The organism is Ruania suaedae, assembly GCF_021049265.1.
In the GTDB taxonomy this organism is placed as follows: domain Bacteria; phylum Actinomycetota; class Actinomycetes; order Actinomycetales; family Beutenbergiaceae; genus Ruania; species Ruania suaedae.
The window spans coordinates 205,680-224,304 of record NZ_CP088018.1; the positions used below are offsets into that span (position 1 = coordinate 205,680).

12 protein-coding genes and 2 riboswitches are annotated in these 18,625 nt (G+C 69.7%); of the genes, 3 read left to right on the forward strand and 9 right to left on the reverse strand.

The features are described from left to right. Positions 1–4 precede the first annotated feature (4 nt). Positions 5–970, reverse strand: coding sequence for a helix-turn-helix transcriptional regulator (locus LQF12_RS00965; protein WP_231054145.1), 966 nt, complete (start codon positions 968–970; stop codon positions 5–7). Between the two features lie 110 nt (positions 971–1,080). Here LQF12_RS00965 and LQF12_RS00970 point away from each other — a divergent pair, with 110 nt between their 5' ends. Then, positions 1,081–1,632: a DinB family protein gene (locus tag LQF12_RS00970; protein WP_231054146.1), complete on the forward strand. Its 552-nt coding sequence runs from the start codon at positions 1,081–1,083 to the stop codon at positions 1,630–1,632. Positions 1,633–1,644: 12 nt separating this feature from the next. On the opposite strand, the gene LQF12_RS00975 is transcribed toward LQF12_RS00970, so the two are convergent. The 7 genes from LQF12_RS00975 to LQF12_RS01005 form a co-directional block, all read right to left on the reverse strand. Next, positions 1,645–2,535 (reverse strand): carbohydrate ABC transporter permease, encoded by an 891-nt coding sequence (locus tag LQF12_RS00975; RefSeq protein ID WP_231054147.1) that lies wholly within the window; start codon positions 2,533–2,535, stop codon positions 1,645–1,647. After that, positions 2,532–3,404 (reverse strand): carbohydrate ABC transporter permease, encoded by an 873-nt coding sequence (locus LQF12_RS00980; protein ID WP_231054148.1) that lies wholly within the window; start codon positions 3,402–3,404, stop codon positions 2,532–2,534. The genes LQF12_RS00975 and LQF12_RS00980 overlap by 4 nt, the downstream gene beginning before the upstream one ends. A gap of 323 nt (positions 3,405–3,727) precedes the next feature. After that, positions 3,728–6,598, reverse strand: coding sequence for an aminomethyl-transferring glycine dehydrogenase (gcvP, locus tag LQF12_RS00985; RefSeq protein ID WP_231055649.1), 2,871 nt, complete (start codon positions 6,596–6,598; stop codon positions 3,728–3,730). 68 nt (positions 6,599–6,666) lie between these two features. Then, complete coding sequence (gcvH, locus tag LQF12_RS00990; protein WP_231054149.1) at positions 6,667–7,047, reverse strand: glycine cleavage system protein GcvH; 381 nt, start codon at positions 7,045–7,047, stop codon at positions 6,667–6,669. Beyond that, complete coding sequence (locus tag LQF12_RS00995) at positions 7,044–8,432, reverse strand: glycine cleavage system aminomethyltransferase GcvT (RefSeq protein WP_231054150.1); 1,389 nt, start codon at positions 8,430–8,432, stop codon at positions 7,044–7,046. Before LQF12_RS00995 ends, gcvH begins: the two co-directional genes overlap by 4 nt. 2 nt (positions 8,433–8,434) lie before the next feature. Next, entirely contained in the window at positions 8,435–9,856 is a 1,422-nt protein-coding gene (locus LQF12_RS01000; protein WP_231054151.1) for an L-serine ammonia-lyase, read from the reverse strand. 41 nt (positions 9,857–9,897) lie between these two features. Then, positions 9,898–10,000, reverse strand: a riboswitch (glycine riboswitch). Beyond that, positions 10,001–10,091: riboswitch (glycine riboswitch) on the reverse strand. A gap of 46 nt (positions 10,092–10,137) precedes the next feature. Then, positions 10,138–10,554 (reverse strand): hypothetical protein, encoded by a 417-nt coding sequence (locus LQF12_RS01005; RefSeq protein WP_231054152.1) that lies wholly within the window; start codon positions 10,552–10,554, stop codon positions 10,138–10,140. A gap of 189 nt (positions 10,555–10,743) precedes the next feature. On the opposite strand from LQF12_RS01005, the gene LQF12_RS01010 reads away from it, so the two are divergent. Together LQF12_RS01010 and LQF12_RS01015 are read left to right on the forward strand one after the other, a co-directional pair. Then, a complete protein-coding gene (locus LQF12_RS01010; protein ID WP_231054153.1) occupies positions 10,744–14,229 on the forward strand; it encodes a hypothetical protein in 3,486 nt (1,161 codons plus the stop codon). Positions 14,230–14,372: 143 nt separating this feature from the next. After that, on the forward strand, positions 14,373–17,597 hold the full coding sequence (locus LQF12_RS01015) for a hypothetical protein (protein ID WP_231054154.1): 3,225 nt from the start codon (positions 14,373–14,375) through the stop codon (positions 17,595–17,597). A gap of 54 nt (positions 17,598–17,651) precedes the next feature. Here the strand turns inward: LQF12_RS01015 and LQF12_RS01020 are convergent, their stop codons facing one another. Next, positions 17,652–18,623 (reverse strand): acetylxylan esterase, encoded by a 972-nt coding sequence (locus LQF12_RS01020; RefSeq protein WP_231054155.1) that lies wholly within the window; start codon positions 18,621–18,623, stop codon positions 17,652–17,654. Between the last annotated feature and the right edge of the window lie 2 nt (positions 18,624–18,625).

Below are 18,625 nucleotides of genomic sequence, written 5' to 3' on the forward strand. Positions count from 1 at the left end.
CACCTCACGACGGCGGCCCTACGGCCTGGGTGAACCGGCCCGCCCAGGTGCGCATCACCTCGCGCACCTCGGCCGGCTCCACCGAGAGGATCTCGCCGCCGGTGTGAGCCAGGGCGAAGGCCATCCACTCCGGGTCCACCCCGTCGGCATGCACCCGGCACCGGCCCGGGCCGGATGCGGTGACCTCGAACCAGCGCCCGATCTGCTCGCGTACGCGATCAGCGTCGGCGACGAGCTCGGCGCTCGCCTGCGGGCCCGGGCTCCCGCGGCGCAGGCCGTCGCGCACATACGCGGCGGCGTCCCCACCGGGGACCTCGCGCGGTCGGAACCAGGACCCGGTGGGTAAGGGTTCGCGCACCCGGTCCAGCCGGAAGCTGCGCCAGTCGGCGCGGTCGAGGTCGTAACCCAGGAGGTAGTAGCGCCGCCCCACCGTGACCAGGCGCACGGGCTCTACGTGCCGGTGGGTGGCCTCGCCGGAGGCGCTGGAGTAGCCGAAACGTACCCGCTCGGCATCCCGGCACGCCTGCGCGAGCACCACGAGCGTGGCGGGGTCGGTCGCCTCGCCCGCGGGGGCGTCCGGGCGGAGGGAGTCCGTGGTGGCCCCGATCGCCTCCACCTGCCGCCGGAGCCGGGTGGGCAGCACCGGGACGACGGTGGCCAGTGCGCGCACCGAGGCCTCCGCCACGTTCGCCAGCCCGGAGTGGGCAGCGGACTGCAGGCCCACCACGAGAGCGACCGCTTCGTCGTCGTCGAGCACCAGCGGCGGCAGCGCCGCCCCGGGCGCCAGTTGATAGCCGCCACCCACGCCGCGGCCGGACTGCACCGGGTAGCCGAGATCGCGCAGCCGGTCGACGTCCCGTCGCAGGGTGCGGAGGGAGACACCCAATCGTTCGGCCAGTTCGTCCCCGGCCCAGTAGCGGTGGGCCTGCAGCAGGGACAGCAGGCGGAGGGTCCGCGAGCTGGTGGTCATGGATGTCACCCTCCCTGCGATAGCGGCCAGAATCTGACACTAATGCCTTCTAGCGTGGAGATACCAACCACGAGCGGCGGCCGCGAGCCGCCGGAGGAAGGACGACGATCATGACCGAGTCCACGATGGCCACCGTCACCACCGCACTGACCGGCGAGCGCGGTGATCTGCTGCATGCCCTGACCAACGCCCGGCACTTCCTGCGCTTCACCGCCCGCGAGCTCACCGACGAGCAGGCCCGCACGCGGACCACGGCGAGTGAGCTGACGATCGGTGGACTGATCAAGCACGTCAGCGCTGCGGAGCTGAACTGGCGCGAGTTCGTGCGGCGCGGCCGGTCGGCGCTGCCGTGGGACGGAATCGACTTCGCCGACCCCGCACCGGGGCTGTACGAGGACTGGGCCGGCGAGTTCCGGCTGTTGCCGGGGGAGAGGCTCGCGGAGGTGCTGGACCGCTACGCCGAGATCGCTGCCGCTACCGACCAGGCGCTCGCCGAGGCAGACCTCGATCTCATCCAGGACCTCCCGCAGGCGCCCTGGTTCAACGACACGGCATGGTCGAACCGGCGAGCGTTCCTGCACATCATCGCCGAGACGGCCCAGCACGCCGGGCACGCCGACATCATCCGCGAGTCCCTGGACGGGGCGAAGAGCATGGGGTGACCAGCCGGCGCGTCAGCGCACCCCCGTCACCCCGAGGGAGGACGTGATCTGCTTCTGGAAGATCACGAACAGCGTCACCAGTGGCGCGATCGCGATCGTGGTGGCGGCCATCACCAGTGTCCAGTTGCCGGCGTACTGGGTCTGCAGCGCCGCCGTCGCCACGGTGATCACGTTCCATTCCTCGGCCGGGGCGATGATCAGCGGCCACATGAAGTTGTTCCACTGCGTCACCACCGTGATCAGCAGCAACGTGGCCAGGATCGGCGTGTTCATCGGCACCATGATCTGCCACAGCCGCCGCCACACGCCGGCGCCGTCGATGATGGCGGCGTCGAGCACGTCGGCCGGGGTGGACCGGAAGTTCTCCCGCAGCAGGAAGATCGCGTACGGGGAGCCGAACATGAAGGGCAGGACGAGCCCGGCGAAGGTGTTCTTCAGGTCCAGCGAGGTCATCATCGAGTACAGCGGGATGATGGTCACCACCGCCGGGATCATCAACGTGGCCACGTAGACCCAGAACAGCGTGTCCCGGCCGGGGAAGCGCAACTGCGCGAAGGCGTAGGCCGCCAGCACCGAGCACAGCATCTGCCCGGCCACCAGCACCAGCACCACCTGCGCCGTCACCGCGATCGGGACGACGAAGTTGTACTGCTCGGAGAACAGCGACGTGAAGTTCTGTGCGGTCACCGGGTCCGGCAGGCTGACCGGCCAGCTGGTGTTGAACTGCTGCGGCGTCTTCAGGGACGTGATCAGCGAGAACAGGAACGGCCCCAGCATCAGGGCCGCTCCGGCGATCAGGAACGCGTAGGTGAGCGTGTTCGCGAGCAGGCGGGAGGCCCGGGCCGACGGCGTCCGGCGGGCTCGGGCGGGGGAGGTGACAGTGGCCACGGGCTGCTCCGTCATGACATGTCGTAGGTGATCCGGCGCCGGAAGTAGCGCTGCTGGATGAGGGTGATCGCCACGAGCACCAGGAAGAGCACCACCGCCATCGCCGCGGCCCGGCCCAGGCGCAGGTTCACGAAGGCCTCGTCGTAGATGCGCGAGGCGATCACGTCGGTGCGGAAGGCCGGGCCGCCGCGGGTCATCGCGTACACGGTGTCGAACACCTGGAACGAGGCGATCACCGAGGTGACGGTGACGAAGAACATCGTCGGTCGCAACAACGGCAGCGTGATGGCGACCAGCGTGCGCACGGCCGCGGCGCCGTCGAGCTTGGCGGCCTCGTAGACCGCCACCGGGATCTGCTGCAGGCCGGCCAGGAAGAACAGCGAGATGTAGCCCACTGTCGACCAGATCTGCACGAAGACCACGGCGGGCAGTGCGAGCTGAGGATCGGTCAGCCACTCCACCCGCTCACCGATCAGCGCGTTCAGCACGCCGTAGGAGGGGTCGAGTATCCACTTCCACACCACGCCCAGGGCCAGCGGGGCACTGACCCACGGCAGCACGTAGAGCACCCGCAGCCAGCTGGTGCCGGGCAGGCCGCGATTGATCGCGATCGCCAGCAGCAGGCCGAGGGCGATCGAGGTCGGGATGGCGAGCAGGGTGAAGACGGCGGTGACCCACAGCGAGTTCGCGAACCGTTCCGAGCTGAGCAGGTAGGCGTAGTTCTCCAGCCCCACCCATTCCGGGGCGGAGATCAGGTCCCACCGCATGAAGGACAGCGCCAGCACCACGATCACCGGCAGGAGGAGGAATCCGCCCACGCCCACGAAGCTGGGCAGCAGCAACGCATAGGCGGCTCTGGCCTCGTGCCGCTCCCGTGCCTTCATCCGCGCCTCCTCCCGGTGCCCTGCGGGTGACCTTAGTCCCGCCTGGCCGTCGGCGCGGGCAGCGGCGGCGAGCGTGCCGCGTCCTGGACGGGAGCCGCGGCGTCGTGTCTAATCGTCATCGGGCCGCACCGGACGCGTCGCTGGCATCCGCTGGACGTCGCGGCCGGCCCACGGGGGCTCGAGGAGGGGTTCGCTCGATCGTCTGCGTGCCTCACAGGCTGACGGCTGCTGCACCTGCCCCTAGTAGCGGTCGTCACACGATCCGGCCCCGGACCAGCTCCCCTGCTTGGTCCGGGGCCGGATCTCTGCCGGCTCAGTGGGGCTCAGGAGCTGAATGCCTCGATCGGCGGGCACGAGCACATGAGGTTGCGGTCCCCGTGCGCCTGGTCGATGCGGCGCACCGGCGGCCAGTACTTGGCCGTGCTACCGGCGGGGAACACGGCCACCTCGCGGGAGTAGGGGTGGGCCCATTCGGTGGCGATCGAGGCCGCCGTGTGCGGGGCGTTGACGAGCGGGTTGTCCTGCGCCGGCCACACCCCGGCGGCCACCCGGTCGGCCTCGGCCTTGATCGAGGCCATGGCGGCCACGAACCGGTCGAGCTCGGCCAGGTCCTCGGACTCGGTCGGCTCCACCATCAGCGTTCCCGCCACCGGGAAGCTCATCGTCGGCGCGTGGAAGCCGTAGTCGATGAGCCGCTTGGCCACGTCGTCCACCGTGATCCCGGTGGCCTCCTTCAGCGGCCGCAGGTCCACGATGCACTCGTGCGCCACGCGCCCGTGCTCTCCGGTGTAGAGGATCGGGAAGTGCTCACCCAGCCTCGTGGCGAGGTAGTTGGCCGCCAGCACCGCGGCGTCGGTGGCCTCGGTCAGGCCTTCCAGGCCGAGCATCCGGATGTAGGCCCAGGAGATCGGCAGGATCCCGGCCGATCCGTACGGCGCCGCTGCGATAGGACCAGCACCAGCACCAGCAGCAGCACTGCCCGATCCGGTCGTGGCCCGTGCCGGCCCCTGCGCGCGCTCGTGCGAGGGCAGGAAGGGTGCCAGGTGCGCCTTCGCGGCCACCGGCCCGACGCCGGGCCCGCCACCGCCGTGCGGGATCGCGAACGTCTTGTGCAGGTTCAGGTGCGAGACGTCCCCGCCGAGATCGCCGAAGCGGGCGTGCCCGAGGAGGGCGTTGAGATTGGCGCCGTCGATGTAGACCTGCCCGCCGGCCTCGTGCACCGCGGCGGTGATGTCGAGGACGTCGTGCTCGTACACCCCGTGGGTGGAGGGGTAGGTGATCATCAGGGCCGAGAGCGTCTCGCGGTGCTCGGCGATCCGGGCCCGCAGGTCACCCAGGTCCACATTGCCCCTCTCGTCGCACGCGACCACCACCACGCGCATCCCGGCCAGCACCGCGGAGGCGGCGTTCGTGCCGTGGGCCGAGCTCGGGATGAGGCACACGTCCCGGCCGAGGTCCCCGCGGGAGCGGTGGTAGCCGCGGATGGCGAGCAGCCCCGCCAGCTCGCCCTGCGAGCCGGCGTTGGGCTGCAGGGAGACGGCGTCGTAGCCGGTCAGGTCGGCCAGCCAGTGCTCCAGCTGCTCGATGAGCTCGAGGTAGCCGCCGACGTCGCCCGCCGGCGCGAACGGGTGGATCCGGGAGAACTCGGGCCAGCTGATCGCGGCCATCGCCGAGGCGGCGTTGAGCTTCATCGTGCACGAGCCGAGCGGGATCATGCCCCGGTCGAGCGCGTAGTCGGAATCGGCCAGGCGCTTGAGGTAGCGCATCATCGCGGTCTCGCTGTGGTGATCGGCGAAGACCGGGTGCTGCAGGTAGTCCACGTCCCGGCGCAGGCCGGCCGGCACCGGCGAGTCCTGCGTGCCGGCGGGCAGGTGCCCGACCGTGGCGAACGCGCGCTCGGTGGGCCCGCCGAAGGCCACGGCCACCCGGTGCAGGTCGGTGTGCGTGGTGGCCTCGCCCACCGAGATCCCGACGGTGTCGCCGTCCACGAGCAACAGCTGCACGCCCAGGTCGTGCGCGGCGGCGACGATCTCGTCAGCCCGGCCCGGGACGCGTACGCGCAGGGTGTCGAAGAAGGCGCCCTCGAGCACCTGCCCGTCGCCGTCTGCCAGCGCCTCGACCAGCCACGAGCACAGCAGTGCCGTCTTGCCCAGCACGTCCTCACCGATGGCCCGCAGCCCTGCGGGGCCGTGGAAGACGGCGTACATCCCCGCCATGACGGCGAGCAGCACCTGCGCGGTGCAGATGTTCGACGTCGCCTTCTCCCGGCGGATGTGCTGTTCGCGGGTCTGCAGGGCGAGCCGGTAGGCGAGGTGGCCGTCGGCGTCCTTGGACACTCCCACCAGGCGGCCGGGGAGCTGACGCTCCAGGCCCTGACGCACCACCATGTAGCCCGCGTGCGGCCCGCCGAAGCCGAGCGGGACGCCGAAGCGCTGCGTGGACCCGATCACCACGTCCGCGCCCATCTCACCGGGCGCGGTGAGCAGCGTCAGGGCGAGCGGGTCGGCAGCCACCACGGCCTGGCCGCCGGCGGCGTGCATGGCGTCGATGGCCCCGCGGGGGTCCCACACCCGGCCGGAGGCGCCCGGGTACTGGATCAGCCCGCCGAAAATCTGCGCGGGCAGCGACTCGCCGCCGGCCAGGTCCACGTCGACGAGCTCGATGCCGACCGCCTCGGCCCGGACCGCGAGCACAGCGCGGGTCTGCGGGAGCACATCGGCATCCACGACGAAGACCTCGCCGCTGCGCTTGACGGCGCGGCGCGCCAGCAGCATCGCCTCCACGGCCGCGGTCGCCTCGTCCAGCAGGGAGGCGTTCGCCGTCGGCAGGCCGGCCAGATCCGCCACCATCGTCTGGAAGTTCAGCAGTGCCTCGAGTCGGCCCTGGGAGATCTCCGGCTGATAGGGCGTGTAGGCGGTGTACCAGGAAGGGTTCTCCAGCACGTTGCGCCCGATGACCGAGGGCGTGAGCGTGTCGGAGTAGCCGAGGCCGATCATCGGGGTCAGCACGCGGTTGCGCGCGGCCAGGTCCCGCAGCTCGGCCAGCGTCTCGGCCTCGCTCGCCCCGGCGGTGGGCACGGTGGTCCCGCGGGTGCCGAGGTTGCGGATGGCCGGCGGCAGGGCGGAGTCCACGACGGCGTCCGCTGCGTCCGCGGTCTCGTCGCGGCCCTCAGCCAGGCCGAGGGCCGCGCCCATCGCGGCCTGGTCGGCCGCCGAGGTGCCGATGTGACGGGCGGCGTATCCGCCGTCCACGACGGAGTGGCTCAAGACTGTGCCCCCGTCATCGCCACGTAGGCATCGCGGTCCAGCAGCCCGGCGGCCACGTCCGTGACGCGGATCCTGAGCAGCCATCCGTCCTCGAACGGGGAGGAGTTGACCAGGTCGGGTCCGGCGTCGACGGCGTCGTTGATCTCGATCACCTCGCCGGAGACCGGCGCGTAGAGCTCGGAGACGGACTTGGTGGACTCGATCTCGCCGATCGCCTCACCGGTCGTGACCGTACTGCCCACGTCCGGCAGGTCCACGAAGACCACGTCACCGAGCTGCTCGGCGGCGTAGTCGGTGATGCCGAGCGTGGCGACGTCGTCGACGATCTCGAGCCACTCGTGCTGACTCGTGTACTGCAGGCTGGACAGGTCGGTCATGACTTCCTCCGGTAGAAGGGCGGGGTGGTGAGGGTCGCGGGCACGGGCGTCCCACGCACGTCGATGGTCAGTGCGGCGTCGGGATCGGCGGCGACGTCGCTGTCCACGTAGGCCAGTGCGATCGGGTGGCCGAGGGTGGGACTGAGGGCACCGCTGGTGATCTCCCCGACGGCGTGCTCGCCGCGGCGCACCGCGTAACCGGCCCGCCCGGCGCGCCGGCCCTCGCTCACGAGGCCGACGAGCACGCGAGCCTCCGGGCGTGGCTCCAGGGCCGCCTTGCCGACGAAGTCACCCTTGTCGGCGGGCACGATCCGGCCGAGCCCGGCCTGCGCCGGGACGACGTCGGTGGAGAGCTCGTGGCCGTACAGCGGCATCCCGGCCTCCAGGCGCAGCGTGTCCCGGGCGGCAAGGCCGGCCGGGACCAGGCCGTGAGGTTCACCGGCGGACAGCAGCAGCCGCCACAGCGCCGCGGCATGCTCGGCCGGGACGTAGAGCTCGAACCCGTCCTCCCCGGTGTAGCCGGTGCGCGCGAGCAGCAGCGGGGTGGTCTCGAACTCGCTGCCGCCGCCGGTCGTGCCGGCACCGGCCTCACCCGTGGCGGGCTGACCGCCGGTGCGGGCGCCGGCAGTGCCCTGGTGGGCGCCCTCGGTGAGGGTGCCGTGGGCGGACTCCGGCTCGCCCACCACCAGCGGGGCCGGGCTGAGCGGTCCGGAGACCTCCGGCGCGTCCTCGGCCTCGCCCTCGGTGGCGGTGAGCACCAGGTCGTTGCGGTGGCCGGCGGTGCCCACGTCCTCACCGGGCAGGAAGTACGCGCTCGTCCAGGCGTAGTTCTTCACCTCCGCGAGCGGCAGGCCCAGGTCGCGGATCGCGCCGGTGGTGATCACGTCCTCGAGGATCGCCACCGCCGCGGGGCCCTGCAGGGCGAGCAGTGCGTAGGTGTCGGAGTCGTCGGTGACGCTCACCTCGAATGCCCCGGCGCGCTCCTGCAGGTGCGCCGCCACCGTCTCGCGATTCGCGGCGTTGGCGATGACCAGGAACTCCTCCTCGCCGAGCCGGTACACCACCAGGTCGTCGAGGATGCCGCCGTCCTCAGCGAGCAGCATCGTGTACTTGGCCCGGCCGATCGTCACCGCCGAGAGCCGGCCGGCGAGCGCGAAGTCGAGGAACTCTCCGGCCTGCCGCCCGGTCACCACGATCTCGCCCATGTGGGAGATGTCGAACAACCCGGCGGCCTCCCGGACGGCGGTGTGCTCGGCCCGGTCGGAGGAGTACCGCACCGGCATCCACCATCCGCCGAAGTCGGTGAAGGTGGCACCCAACGCCTCGTGCTCGGCACGCAACGGGGTGCTCCGGGGGTCTGTCGTCGAGGTCGTCACAGCATCCATAGTCAGCACTCGACCACGTTGACGGCGAGTCCGCCAGTGGCCGTCTCCTTGTACTTGTCGCTCATGTCCCGGCCGGTCTGGCGCATCGTCTCGATCACCTGGTCCAGCGACACCCGGTGGGTGCCGTCTCCCCACATCGCCATCTTCGCGGCGTTGACCGCCTTCCCGGCCGCGATCGCGTTGCGTTCGATGCAGGGGATCTGCACCAGCCCGCCGACCGGATCGCACGTCAGCCCCAGGTTGTGCTCCATCGCGATCTCGGCCGCGTTCTCCACCTGCTCCGGGGTTCCGCCGAGCACGGCGGCCAGGCCCCCGGCCGCCATCGAGGACGCCGATCCCACCTCGCCCTGGCACCCCACCTCCGCACCGGAGATCGAGGCCCGGGCCTTGTACAGCGAACCGATGGCGGCGGCCGTGAGCAGGAAGGTGACGGCGATCCGGTCCAAGGCCGCGGCGTCCTCGGCCGCACGTGCGGCGGGGGAGTAGTGGGTGGCGTACTCCAGCACCGCGGGGATCACCCCGGCCGCACCGTTCGTGGGGGCGGTGACCACCCGCCCGCCGTCGGCGTTCTCCTCGTTCACGGCCAGCGCCACGAGGTTCACCCAGTCCTGGGAGTAGGCCGCATCGCGGTCGGGGTCCTCCTCCCGTAGCCGTGCGGCCCAGGCGGGCGCCCGACGGCGTACACCCAGCCCACCGGGAAGCTCACCCGAGCTCGTGGTCCCGCACGCCACGCACTCGGTCATCGCGTCCCGGATGCCCAGCACCCCGGCGCGCACCTCGGTCTCGGTGCGGGTGGCCAGCTCGTTGCGCAGCGCCACCTCGGCGATGCTCAGGCGCTCGCGGGTGCACACGTCCAGGAGCTCGGCGGCCGTGCCGAACGGGAGGGGCACCTGCCCGGCCGCGTCGCGTTGGTGACGTGCACGCACGGGCTCGTGGCCGCCGTCGACCTCGCGGACGACGAACCCGCCGCCGACGGAGAAGTAGGTCTCCTCGGCCACCGGAGCGCCCGCGCCGTCGTGGGCTGTCAGGCGCAGGCCGTTGGTGTGGTGGGCGAGCACGGTGTGGGGGCTCATGACGATGTCCTCGGCGGTGTAGGCCACCCGGATCGCGTCACCCAGCCGGATGGCTCGCTCGCGTTCCATCCGGTCGGTGCGCTCACGCACCTCAGCGGTGCTGACCTGGTCCGGGGCGCAGCCCTCGAGGCCGAGCAGCACGGCGTGCGGGGTGCCGTGGCCGCGGCCGGTGGCGGCGAGGGAGCCGAACAACTCGACCTCGAGGCCGGCGACGTCGGGAAGGCTCTCACCGATGCGGTCGACGAAGTCGCGGGCCGCTCGCATCGGGCCGACCGTGTGCGAGCTCGATGGCCCGATCCCGACCGTGAACAGGTCGAGCACGCCCACGTAGGTGGTGTGCGGTGACGTCATCGAGGAACTCCTGGTTCGGGGGCGCAGCGGCGCCGAGCTCCTCCCGCTCTGTCTTGTGCCTGAGAGATTGGGCGAGGCCTCGCGGCCGCGCTTGCCCCGTCGGCGGGCGCCCTGGCCGGAACCAGGCGCCGCTCTCCAGAGTGACCTGCCGCCACGGTGCGTGGGCCTGAGAGTTTCCCGGGAGGATTTGCTCCTACGGCAGCCGCGTGCAGCGGCGTTCTCCCATGGCGGGTGGACGGTCGATGATGTTGTGCGGCCAGTCTAGCGGGAGGGTGCGGGCGTCACGATCCCTCGCCCGAGAACCAGGCCCGGTGCTGCCACAGCAGGGCGCTGCCGACGCCGATCCAGAGCACGGCCACGATCACCTGCGGGCCGAGGACCTGATAGACCAGCGCCAGCACGCATCCGAATGTGGTCGCGGCCCCGAGGGCGAGCAGCCCGACCATTGCGCCGCGGCGGCGCCGGAGCGCCCCGATGGCTCCCGCGATCGCGAGGGCCGCGGTGAGCAGGATCGCTGCGCCGGCGGCCGGGACGGCGGTGCGCGAGCCCAGCTCGCCCAGCTCCTCCGGGGCGACGCTGCGCAGAGCCAGCAGTCCGGCGCCCACCAGCGTCATGCCGAACGCGCCCAGGAGGGTCATCACGGCCGCGGCGGTGACGGCACCGGGGCGGGTGGGTCGGCTGGGTCGGCGGGTGGTCATCGCTCCCCTCGAGGATGGTGGAGGCCGAGTGTATCGACGCCCTGCGTCCCCCGGGATCGTCGCCTGCTCGGGACCCGGCGGCGGAACAGGTCTTGTCCTCGACTTCGGGAAGGACTACTGTCGGCGTCAGACAACGTTGTCCCAACGTTGTGCGTGGTCACGAAGAGGTGGCAGAGAGAGGAGATGTTCATGCGGAGGTTATCCGCGGTGGTGTTGCCCGGCGTCTTGGTGCTGGGCGTGATCGGTCCGGTGGCGGGTGCTGCGGCTGCTCCTGGTGTGGTGGATCCGTTGGATCTGGCGTTGAGTGGTCCTGATCAGCAGCGGTCGATGAGTGTGCCGGAGTCGCGGTTGGTGTTGAACCCGCAGAATTTCTATCTTCCGGAGTCGGAGGTGGAGCAGAGTACGGGTCCGTCGATGCCGTTGGGTGCGGGGTATTACGCCAATGATGAGGCGGTGACGATGCCGGCGTTCTTCGAGTTGTTCGAGGGTGTGGCGGGTGAGCCGCCGTTGTCGGCTGATGATCCGAGCGGGATCGAGGTCGGGTTCGCTGATGAGTTCGAGGAGTTCTCGGATGAGTGGGTGCCTGAGCCGGGTCTGGATGTGAGCATCGTTGATGGGGTGGCGCATCTGTCGGTGTTGCCGGATTCGCCGGTTCCGTGGCCTGCGATGGCGCGTGAGGTGACGGTGGACATGGACCTCACGCCGGTGCTGCGGGTGGCGTTGCCGTCGGTGAGTGGGCAGTGGGCGCTCAAGCTCAATGATGGCGCGGATGTGGACATCGAGGTTCAGCCTGGTTCTTCTGCTGGTGGTGTGCACAGTTTCGACTTGGCCTCGATCACGGGGTGGAGTGGTGAGCAGACGTTCACGATCAAGATGTTCGCGGTCGGTGGGGATGCGCAGATCCAGATGGATAGTCTGCGGCTGCAGGGTCAGCAGGCCGGGTTTGTGGATAACTTCACCTCCGAGACGCTGGAGTGGGATGTCGGTGCGGGTATGGGGGCTGAGGTTGCTGATGGTGCGTTGACGTTGTCGGTGCTGGCCGAGAATCAGTACGGCTATGGCGCGATTCAGCGTGGGGTCGATGTGGATCTGGATGAGTTCCCGGTGCTGCGTCTGGCGTTGCCGAGCACGTCCGGGGATTGGGTGCTCAAGGTCAGTGCTGGTGGCGGGGCTGATATCGATCTGGAGCCGGGGTCGAATGAGTCCGGTGTGCACAGTTTCGATGTGGCGGCTGCGACCGGGTGGTCTGGTTCGACCTCGTTCACGATCAAGCTTTTCGCTGTCGGTGGTGGCGCGCAGGTGGTTGTTGACAGTGTGCGGATGGTCTCTGCCGCGCAGGGTCAGCAGTGGGTCCATGGTGCTGAGGAGTTCGAGAACTTCTGGTCCCCGGCCTCGCTGGACTTCACCGCGACCTATCCGGGCGGAACGCTCGTGCAGGGCGCCGACACCATGGTCGGCCACGACGCGATCGTGCGAGAGATCGACATCGAGGAGCCGGCCGGAGATGGCCAGGTACTCCGCGTGGGTGGCTCGTTCGTGGGCTCGGTCGAGGTCGACGCCGAGGCCGAGGTGGTGACCGTGGTGGGTGAACACATGCGTTACGCGGTGGCACTGCCGGGTCTGGGAGAGGTCTTTTTCTTCGAGTCGCGCGAGGAGATGCTCGCCGGTGGTCCCGCCTCGAGTGAGCCCACCTCCCGCATGGGAGTCTGGGCAGCAGCGGTCGAGCCGGGGACGTCGTCCTTGCGGGTCGGTGCCGGCTTCTCGGTGGGGGACACCGCCGAGGCCGTGGCGCGTGCGCAGCAAGCGGCGAACACTCCGGTTGCCGACGCCCGTCAGACCCTGGTCGACTTCTGGGCCGAGGCGCTGGCCGGGGTTCCGCACCCGCAGGACTTCGAGCTGCGCGCGCTGCCCGACGACGGTGGCGTGGGTGAGCAGGAAGTCCACAGTGCGTACTACCGGGCGTTCGTGGCGTTGTATTCGAACGTGTTGCCCCCGCAGCCCGAGACCGGGTACGGGTATCGCACCGTGGCCACCGGTAAGCCGTCGATGTGGAACCACGGGGCTGACGGTGCGCGATCGGCGGCGGCGTGGGAGAGCTTCATCGGCGTGCAGCTGCTGGCCTATATCGATCCCGAGGCCGCGTGGGACTCCTTCAACGGTCTGATGTCGCTGGTCGATGAGGAAGGAACCCTGGGCGGGGAGAGCCTGCCCAGCCGTAAGGCTCAGGCCGCCTGGGTGCTGTATGCGATGACCGGGGATCAGGAGCAGCTGGCCACCAGCTATGACGCGTTGATCCGGTTGCTGCAGTGGCAGGCCGAGAACCCCCGCTGGGTCTACGGTGCCTATGACTATCCGGGTGAGCGGGATGCCGAGTTCGTCACCTCGCTGATCGTCGACGTCGACTTCGGTATCCAGATCGCCGAGGTACTCGATCACAGCGACGACATCCCGATGCTGCAGGACCTCCGCGAGGAGCTCCTCACCGGATACCAGGAGGACTACTGGGACACCCCGAGTCAGAGTCCTCCGAGGCAGTACTACTTCCCGGGTGACCCGGAGTGCGGGTTCCGCAGTGGCTGCTACGGCAACCTGTTCCAGACCGCCATGGCACTGCACGTGGACGGCCTCGACGACGAACGCATCGACGCTCTGAAGGCGTTCGTGAGTGCGTCCTACGACCCGGCCGAGCAGTTCGCCGGATTCGCGGATGTCAAGTACACCAACATGTCCTACACCCTGTACGGCCTGCTGGAGAACGATGAGGCCGAGCAGGCGGAGACGTTGGCCAATGCGGTGCTGCGCGAGATCATCAGCAGCGGTTCCTTCGCGGAGGCCTACAACCCCTCACCCGAGGGCCCGGTACCGGTCGGCGTGCGTCCGTCCATCTTCGGGCTGGCAGCAGTGATCGACTCGGTCTGGATCAACAACGGGTACCGGATGGACCTGGGAGGACCGCACGCGGTCATCACCCCCGGCGTCGACGGCGCGGTGCACGGTATCTCCTACCGAGGTCAGGAGCTGAACGTGGCTGCTGATGCCGCGGCCCAGGACGTGGTCTTCTCCGGTGCCGCCGTCGCGGCGACCGCGGGCTGCAACACGATCACCGGCGTCCAGATCGGTGAGACCGTCGCCCTGCCCACCGAGTGCGAGGGCGGCACCGACCCGGACCCGACGAACCCGACGGATCCGGACCCGACCGATCCTGACCCGACCGACCCCGGGGCCGGGCCTGTGCCCGCCCCGGACGAGGACCTGGGTGAGGACGTGCGTGGTGACGTGAGCGTGCCGGCCTCGGCCGAGCGGGGCGAGACGATCGAGGTCCGCGTCCCGAGCGCGGCCGGAGACGACGTCCACGTCTGGTTGCAGTCGGAACCGGTGCTGCTGGCCTCGGGGCCGGTCTCGGCTGCGGGCATCATCAGCGTCACCATCCCGGCCGATGCCGAGCTCGGTGATCACAGGATCGTCGTCCAGACCGACGACGGGGCGCTGATCGGCTGGGCGCCGCTGGAGATCGTCGAGGCACCCACCACCGGTGGGAGCGCCGATGGTGATCACGACGGGCTGGCCGACACCGGAGCCGGTGGCTTGCCGCTGGCCCTGGTGGCACTGAGCGCACTGATGCTCGGAGGCCTCGTGCTGCTCGCGCGTCGCCGGGCGGTCGCCGCTCGTCACTGAGCAGATCCGGCGTCGACCCGGCCGCGCGGCCGGGTCGACGCCGGAGCCCTGAGGTGATCCGAGAGCACGCTCGCCGTAGTGCTGTACAGGTCGTTCCATCGTCGGTCGAAGCCACGCTGGTGTGGCAGGAAGGAGAGTCCCGCATGCGCAGGCTCTCTGCAGTGGTGTTGCCCGGGGTGCTCGTGACGAGCCTGCTTGCTGCGGGTCCGGTGGCGGGTGCTGCGGCTGCTCCTGGTGTGGTGGATCCGTTGGATCTGGCGTTGAGTGGTCCTGATCAGCAGCGGTCGATGAGTGTGCCGGAGTCGCGGTTGGTGTTGAACCCGCAGAATTTCTATCTTCCGGAGTCGGAGGTGGAGCAGAGTACGGGTCCGTCGATGCCGTTGGGTGCGGGGTATTACGCCAATGATGAGGCGGTGACGATGCCGGCGTTCTTCGAGTTGTTCGAGGGTGTGGCGGGTGAGCCGCCGTTGTCGGCTGATGATCCGAGCGGGATCGAGGTCGGGTTCGCTGATGAGTTCGAGGAGTTCTCGGATGAGTGGGTGCCTGAGCCGGGTCTGGATGTGAGCATCGTTGATGGGGTGGCGCATCTGTCGGTGTTGCCGGATTCGCCGGTTCCGTGGCCTGCGATGGCGCGTGAGGTGACGGTGGACATGGACCTCACGCCGGTGCTGCGGGTGGCGTTGCCGTCGGTGAGTGGGCAGTGGGCGCTCAAGCTCAATGATGGCGCGGATGTGGACATCGAGGTTCAGCCTGGTTCTTCTGCTGGTGGTGTGCACAGTTTCGACTTGGCCTCGATCACGGGGTGGAGTGGTGAGCAGACGTTCACGATCAAGATGTTCGCGGTCGGTGGGGATGCGCAGATCCAGATGGATAGTCTGCGGCTGCAGGGTCAGCAGGCCGGGTTTGTGGATAACTTCACCTCCGAGACGCTGGAGTGGGATGTCGGTGCGGGTATGGGGGCTGAGGTTGCTGATGGTGCGTTGACGTTGTCGGTGCTGGCCGAGAATCAGTACGGCTATGGCGCGATTCAGCGTGGGGTCGATGTGGATCTGGATGAGTTCCCGGTGCTGCGTCTGGCGTTGCCGAGCACGTCCGGGGATTGGGCGCTCAAGGTCAGTGCTGGTGGCGGGGCTGATATCGATCTGGAGCCGGGGTCGAATGAGTCCGGTGTGCACAGTTTCGATGTGGCGGCTGCGACCGGGTGGTCTGGTTCGACCTCGTTCACGATCAAGCTTTTCGCTGTCGGTGGTGGCGCGCAGGTGGTTGTTGACAGTGTGCGGATGGTCTCTGCCGCGCAGGGTCAGCAGTGGGTCCATGGTGCTGAGGAGTTCGAGAACTTCTGGTCCCCGGCCTCGCTGGACTTCACCGCGACCTATCCGGGCGGAACGCTCGTGCAGGGCGCCGACACCATGGTCGGCCACGACGCGATCGTGCGAGAGATCGACATCGAGCGCGACGCTGCTGTGGATGACGTGCTGCGGGTGGCAGGCAGCTTCGTCGGAGAGGTCGGTGTCGATACCGACGCCGGGGTACTCACTGTCGAGGGCGAGTACTTCACCTACGCCGTCGCAGGGCTTGCAGACGTCTTCTTCTTCGAGTCGCGCGAGGAGATGCTCGCCGGTGGTCCCGCCTCGAGTGAGCCCACCTCCCGCATGGGAGTCTGGGCAGCAGCGGTGCCCACATCGGCCACTCAGGTGCGCATCGGCGCCGGCTTCTCCGTCGACGACGGGAACGAGGCGGCGGCCCGCGCGGTGATGGCCGCGGGCACGCCCGTGGCGGATGCCCGCGCCGACCTGATCGACTTCTGGACGGGCGCGCTGGCCGGGGTTCCGCACCCGCGGGACTTCTCCCTGCTCGGGGTCTCCGATGATCGCGGACTCACCGACGAGCAGGTTCGCAGCGCGTACTACCGGGCGTTCGTGGCGTTGTATTCGAACGTGTTGCCCCCGCAGCCCGAGACCGGGTACGGGTATCGCACCGTGGCCACCGGTAAGCCGTCGATGTGGAACCACGGGGCTGACGGTGCGCGATCGGCGGCGGCGTGGGAGAGCTTCATCGGCGTGCAGCTGCTGGCCTATATCGATCCCGAGGCCGCGTGGGACTCCTTCAACGGTCTGATGTCGCTGGTCGATGAGGAAGGAACCCTGGGCGGGGAGAGCCTGCCCAGCCGTAAGGCTCAGGCCGCCTGGGTGCTGTATGCGATGACCGGGGATCAGGAGCAGCTGGCCACCAGCTATGACGCGTTGATCCGGTTGCTGCAGTGGCAGGCCGAGAACCCCCGGTGGATCTACGGTGCCTACGATCACCCCGGCGAGCGGGACTCCGAGTTCGTCACCTCGCTGATCGTCGACGTCGACTTCGGTATCCAGATCGCCGAGGTACTCGATCACAGCGACGACATCCCGATGCTGCAGGACCTCCGCGAGGAGCTCCTCACCGGATACCAGGACGACTTCTGGGCCGCGCCCGGTGAGCACCCGGCACGGTGGTACATCCCGGGTGACCCGCAGTGCACGATCCTCGGGTCCTGCTTCGGCGATGAACTGCACGATCTGCAGACGTTGAGCTCGATGCACCTGGACGGTCTCGACGACGAGCGTCGAGCCACCCTCGAGTCGTTCTTCGACTCGGTCTACCGGCCGCAGGCGCAGCTCGCCGGCTTCGCCGGAGTGAAGTACACGAGTCTGTCGTTCACCGCGTACGCGCTCTTCGACCACGGCCGGGGAGAGGCGGCCCAGACGCTGACGAGCACCCTGCTGCGTGACATCGTCGCCAGCGGGTCCTTCGCGGAGGCCTACAACCTCTCCGACGACGGACCCGTCCCGATGGGGGTGCGACCCTCGATCTTCGGGCTCGCCTCCGTCATCGACGCGGTCTGGCTCAACAACGGGTACCGGATGGACCTGGGAGAGCCCCACGCGTTGCTGGCCCCCGGGGTCGACGGCGGCCTGACCGGCATCTCCTACCGAGGTCAGGAGCTGAACGTGGCTGCGGATGCCGCGGCCCAGGACGTGGTCTTCTCCGGTGCCGCCGTCGCGGCGACCGCGGGCTGCAACACGATCACTGATGTCCAGATCAGTGAGACCGTCGCCCTGCCCACCGCCTGCGAGGGCGACACCGACCCGGACCCGACCAACCCGACGAACCCGGCCGACCCGACCGATCCGGACCCGACCGACCCCGGGACCGGCCCCGCCCCGGAGGAGGACGTGTCCGAGCCACCCGCTCCCGGCGCCGACGGCGATCGCGACGGTCTGGCGGACACGGGAGTGAGTGGTGTCCACCTAATCCTGGTGGCCCTGAGCGCACTGCTCCTCGGGGTCCTGGTACTCCTCGCTCGTCACCGGGCACTCGCCGCTCGCCGCTGACGCAGTTCCGGCGTCGATCCCGCCTCCCGGCCGGATCGACGCCGGAGCGCGAGGTCAGAGTCTGGCGCGCAGCCACTCCACCTGGCGGACCCAGTGGGTGGTGCCGCCACCTTCGTGCCCGTTGTAGGGGTAGACGGCCATCTCCTTGTCGGTGCTGGTCAGCCGGTGGTAGGCGGCGAAGACCGTCGAGGGCAGCGAGATCTCATCCATCAGGGCGACCGACATCAGGACCGGAGCCCGCACGGAGCTCGCGAAGGAGACGCCGTCGAGGTAGGACAGCGTCCGCAGCACCTGGTCGCTGGAGCCGCGGTGGACCGACAGGTACTGGCGTAGCTCGCCGGCTGCGTCGGGAGAGGCCAGCTGCAGATAGCGCTCGAGATGACACAGGAAGGGCACGTCGGGGAGCGCGGCGCGAACCAGGGGCGAGAGCCCCGCCGCGGCGAGGGCGACCCCGCCGCCCTGGCTGGTACCGGTGACGGCGATCCGGTCCGGATCGACGACGTCCAAGTGGGCCGCCGCTTCGACGAGCAGGACGGCGTCGGTGTAGAGCCGCCGGTAATAGCTCGTGCTCGGGTCGGCGATGCCTCGGGACAGGAAGCCACCAGCTGCTGGACCGCTCCCGTGCGGGTCTGCGGTGGCGCCGGGCCCGGCGTTCGGCCACGCACTGCCCTGCCCGCGGGTGTCCATGACGAGGTGGGCGAACCCACTGGCGGACCAGCCCAGCCGATCGCTGGGCAGACCCCGACCGCCTCCGTAGCCGATGAACTCGACCACCAACGGGAACGGTCCGGCCCCGGCCGGGTGGAGCAACCAGGCCTTGATCGAGTCGCCGGCGAACCCCGAGAAGGTGACGTCCCAGGCCCGCAGCTCGGTGAGCGGGGTCTGGGCGGGCGACAGGATCGTGCGGTCGCTGAGCGCTCGTGCTTCCTGCAGCGTCGAGGACCAGAACTGCGTGAAGTCGGTCGGGCGAGTGACCTCGGGACGATACGTCCAGAGCTCGTCCAGTGGCAGGTCGGTGTACGGCACGG

Bases quoted from the DNA above. Each gene is read 5' to 3' on its own strand.
- LQF12_RS00965 (WP_231054145.1), bottom strand. From the start codon at position 970: ATGACCACCAGCTCGCGGACCCTCCGCCTGCTGTCCCTGCTGCAGGCC.
- LQF12_RS00995 (WP_231054150.1), bottom strand. From the start codon at position 8,432: ATGGATGCTGTGACGACCTCGACGACAGACCCCCGGAGCACCCCGTTG.
- LQF12_RS01015 (WP_231054154.1), top strand. From the start codon at position 14,373: ATGCGCAGGCTCTCTGCAGTGGTGTTGCCCGGGGTGCTCGTGACGAGC.
- gcvH (WP_231054149.1), bottom strand. From the start codon at position 7,047: ATGACCGACCTGTCCAGCCTGCAGTACACGAGTCAGCACGAGTGGCTC.
- LQF12_RS01000 (WP_231054151.1), bottom strand. From the start codon at position 9,856: ATGACGTCACCGCACACCACCTACGTGGGCGTGCTCGACCTGTTCACG.
- LQF12_RS00970 (WP_231054146.1), top strand. From the start codon at position 1,081: ATGACCGAGTCCACGATGGCCACCGTCACCACCGCACTGACCGGCGAG.
- LQF12_RS00975 (WP_231054147.1), bottom strand. From the start codon at position 2,535: ATGACGGAGCAGCCCGTGGCCACTGTCACCTCCCCCGCCCGAGCCCGC.
- LQF12_RS01005 (WP_231054152.1), bottom strand. From the start codon at position 10,554: ATGACCACCCGCCGACCCAGCCGACCCACCCGCCCCGGTGCCGTCACC.
- LQF12_RS01010 (WP_231054153.1), top strand. From the start codon at position 10,744: ATGCGGAGGTTATCCGCGGTGGTGTTGCCCGGCGTCTTGGTGCTGGGC.
- LQF12_RS00980 (WP_231054148.1), bottom strand. From the start codon at position 3,404: ATGAAGGCACGGGAGCGGCACGAGGCCAGAGCCGCCTATGCGTTGCTG.
- gcvP (WP_231055649.1), bottom strand. From the start codon at position 6,598: ATGGGCGCGGCCCTCGGCCTGGCTGAGGGCCGCGACGAGACCGCGGAC.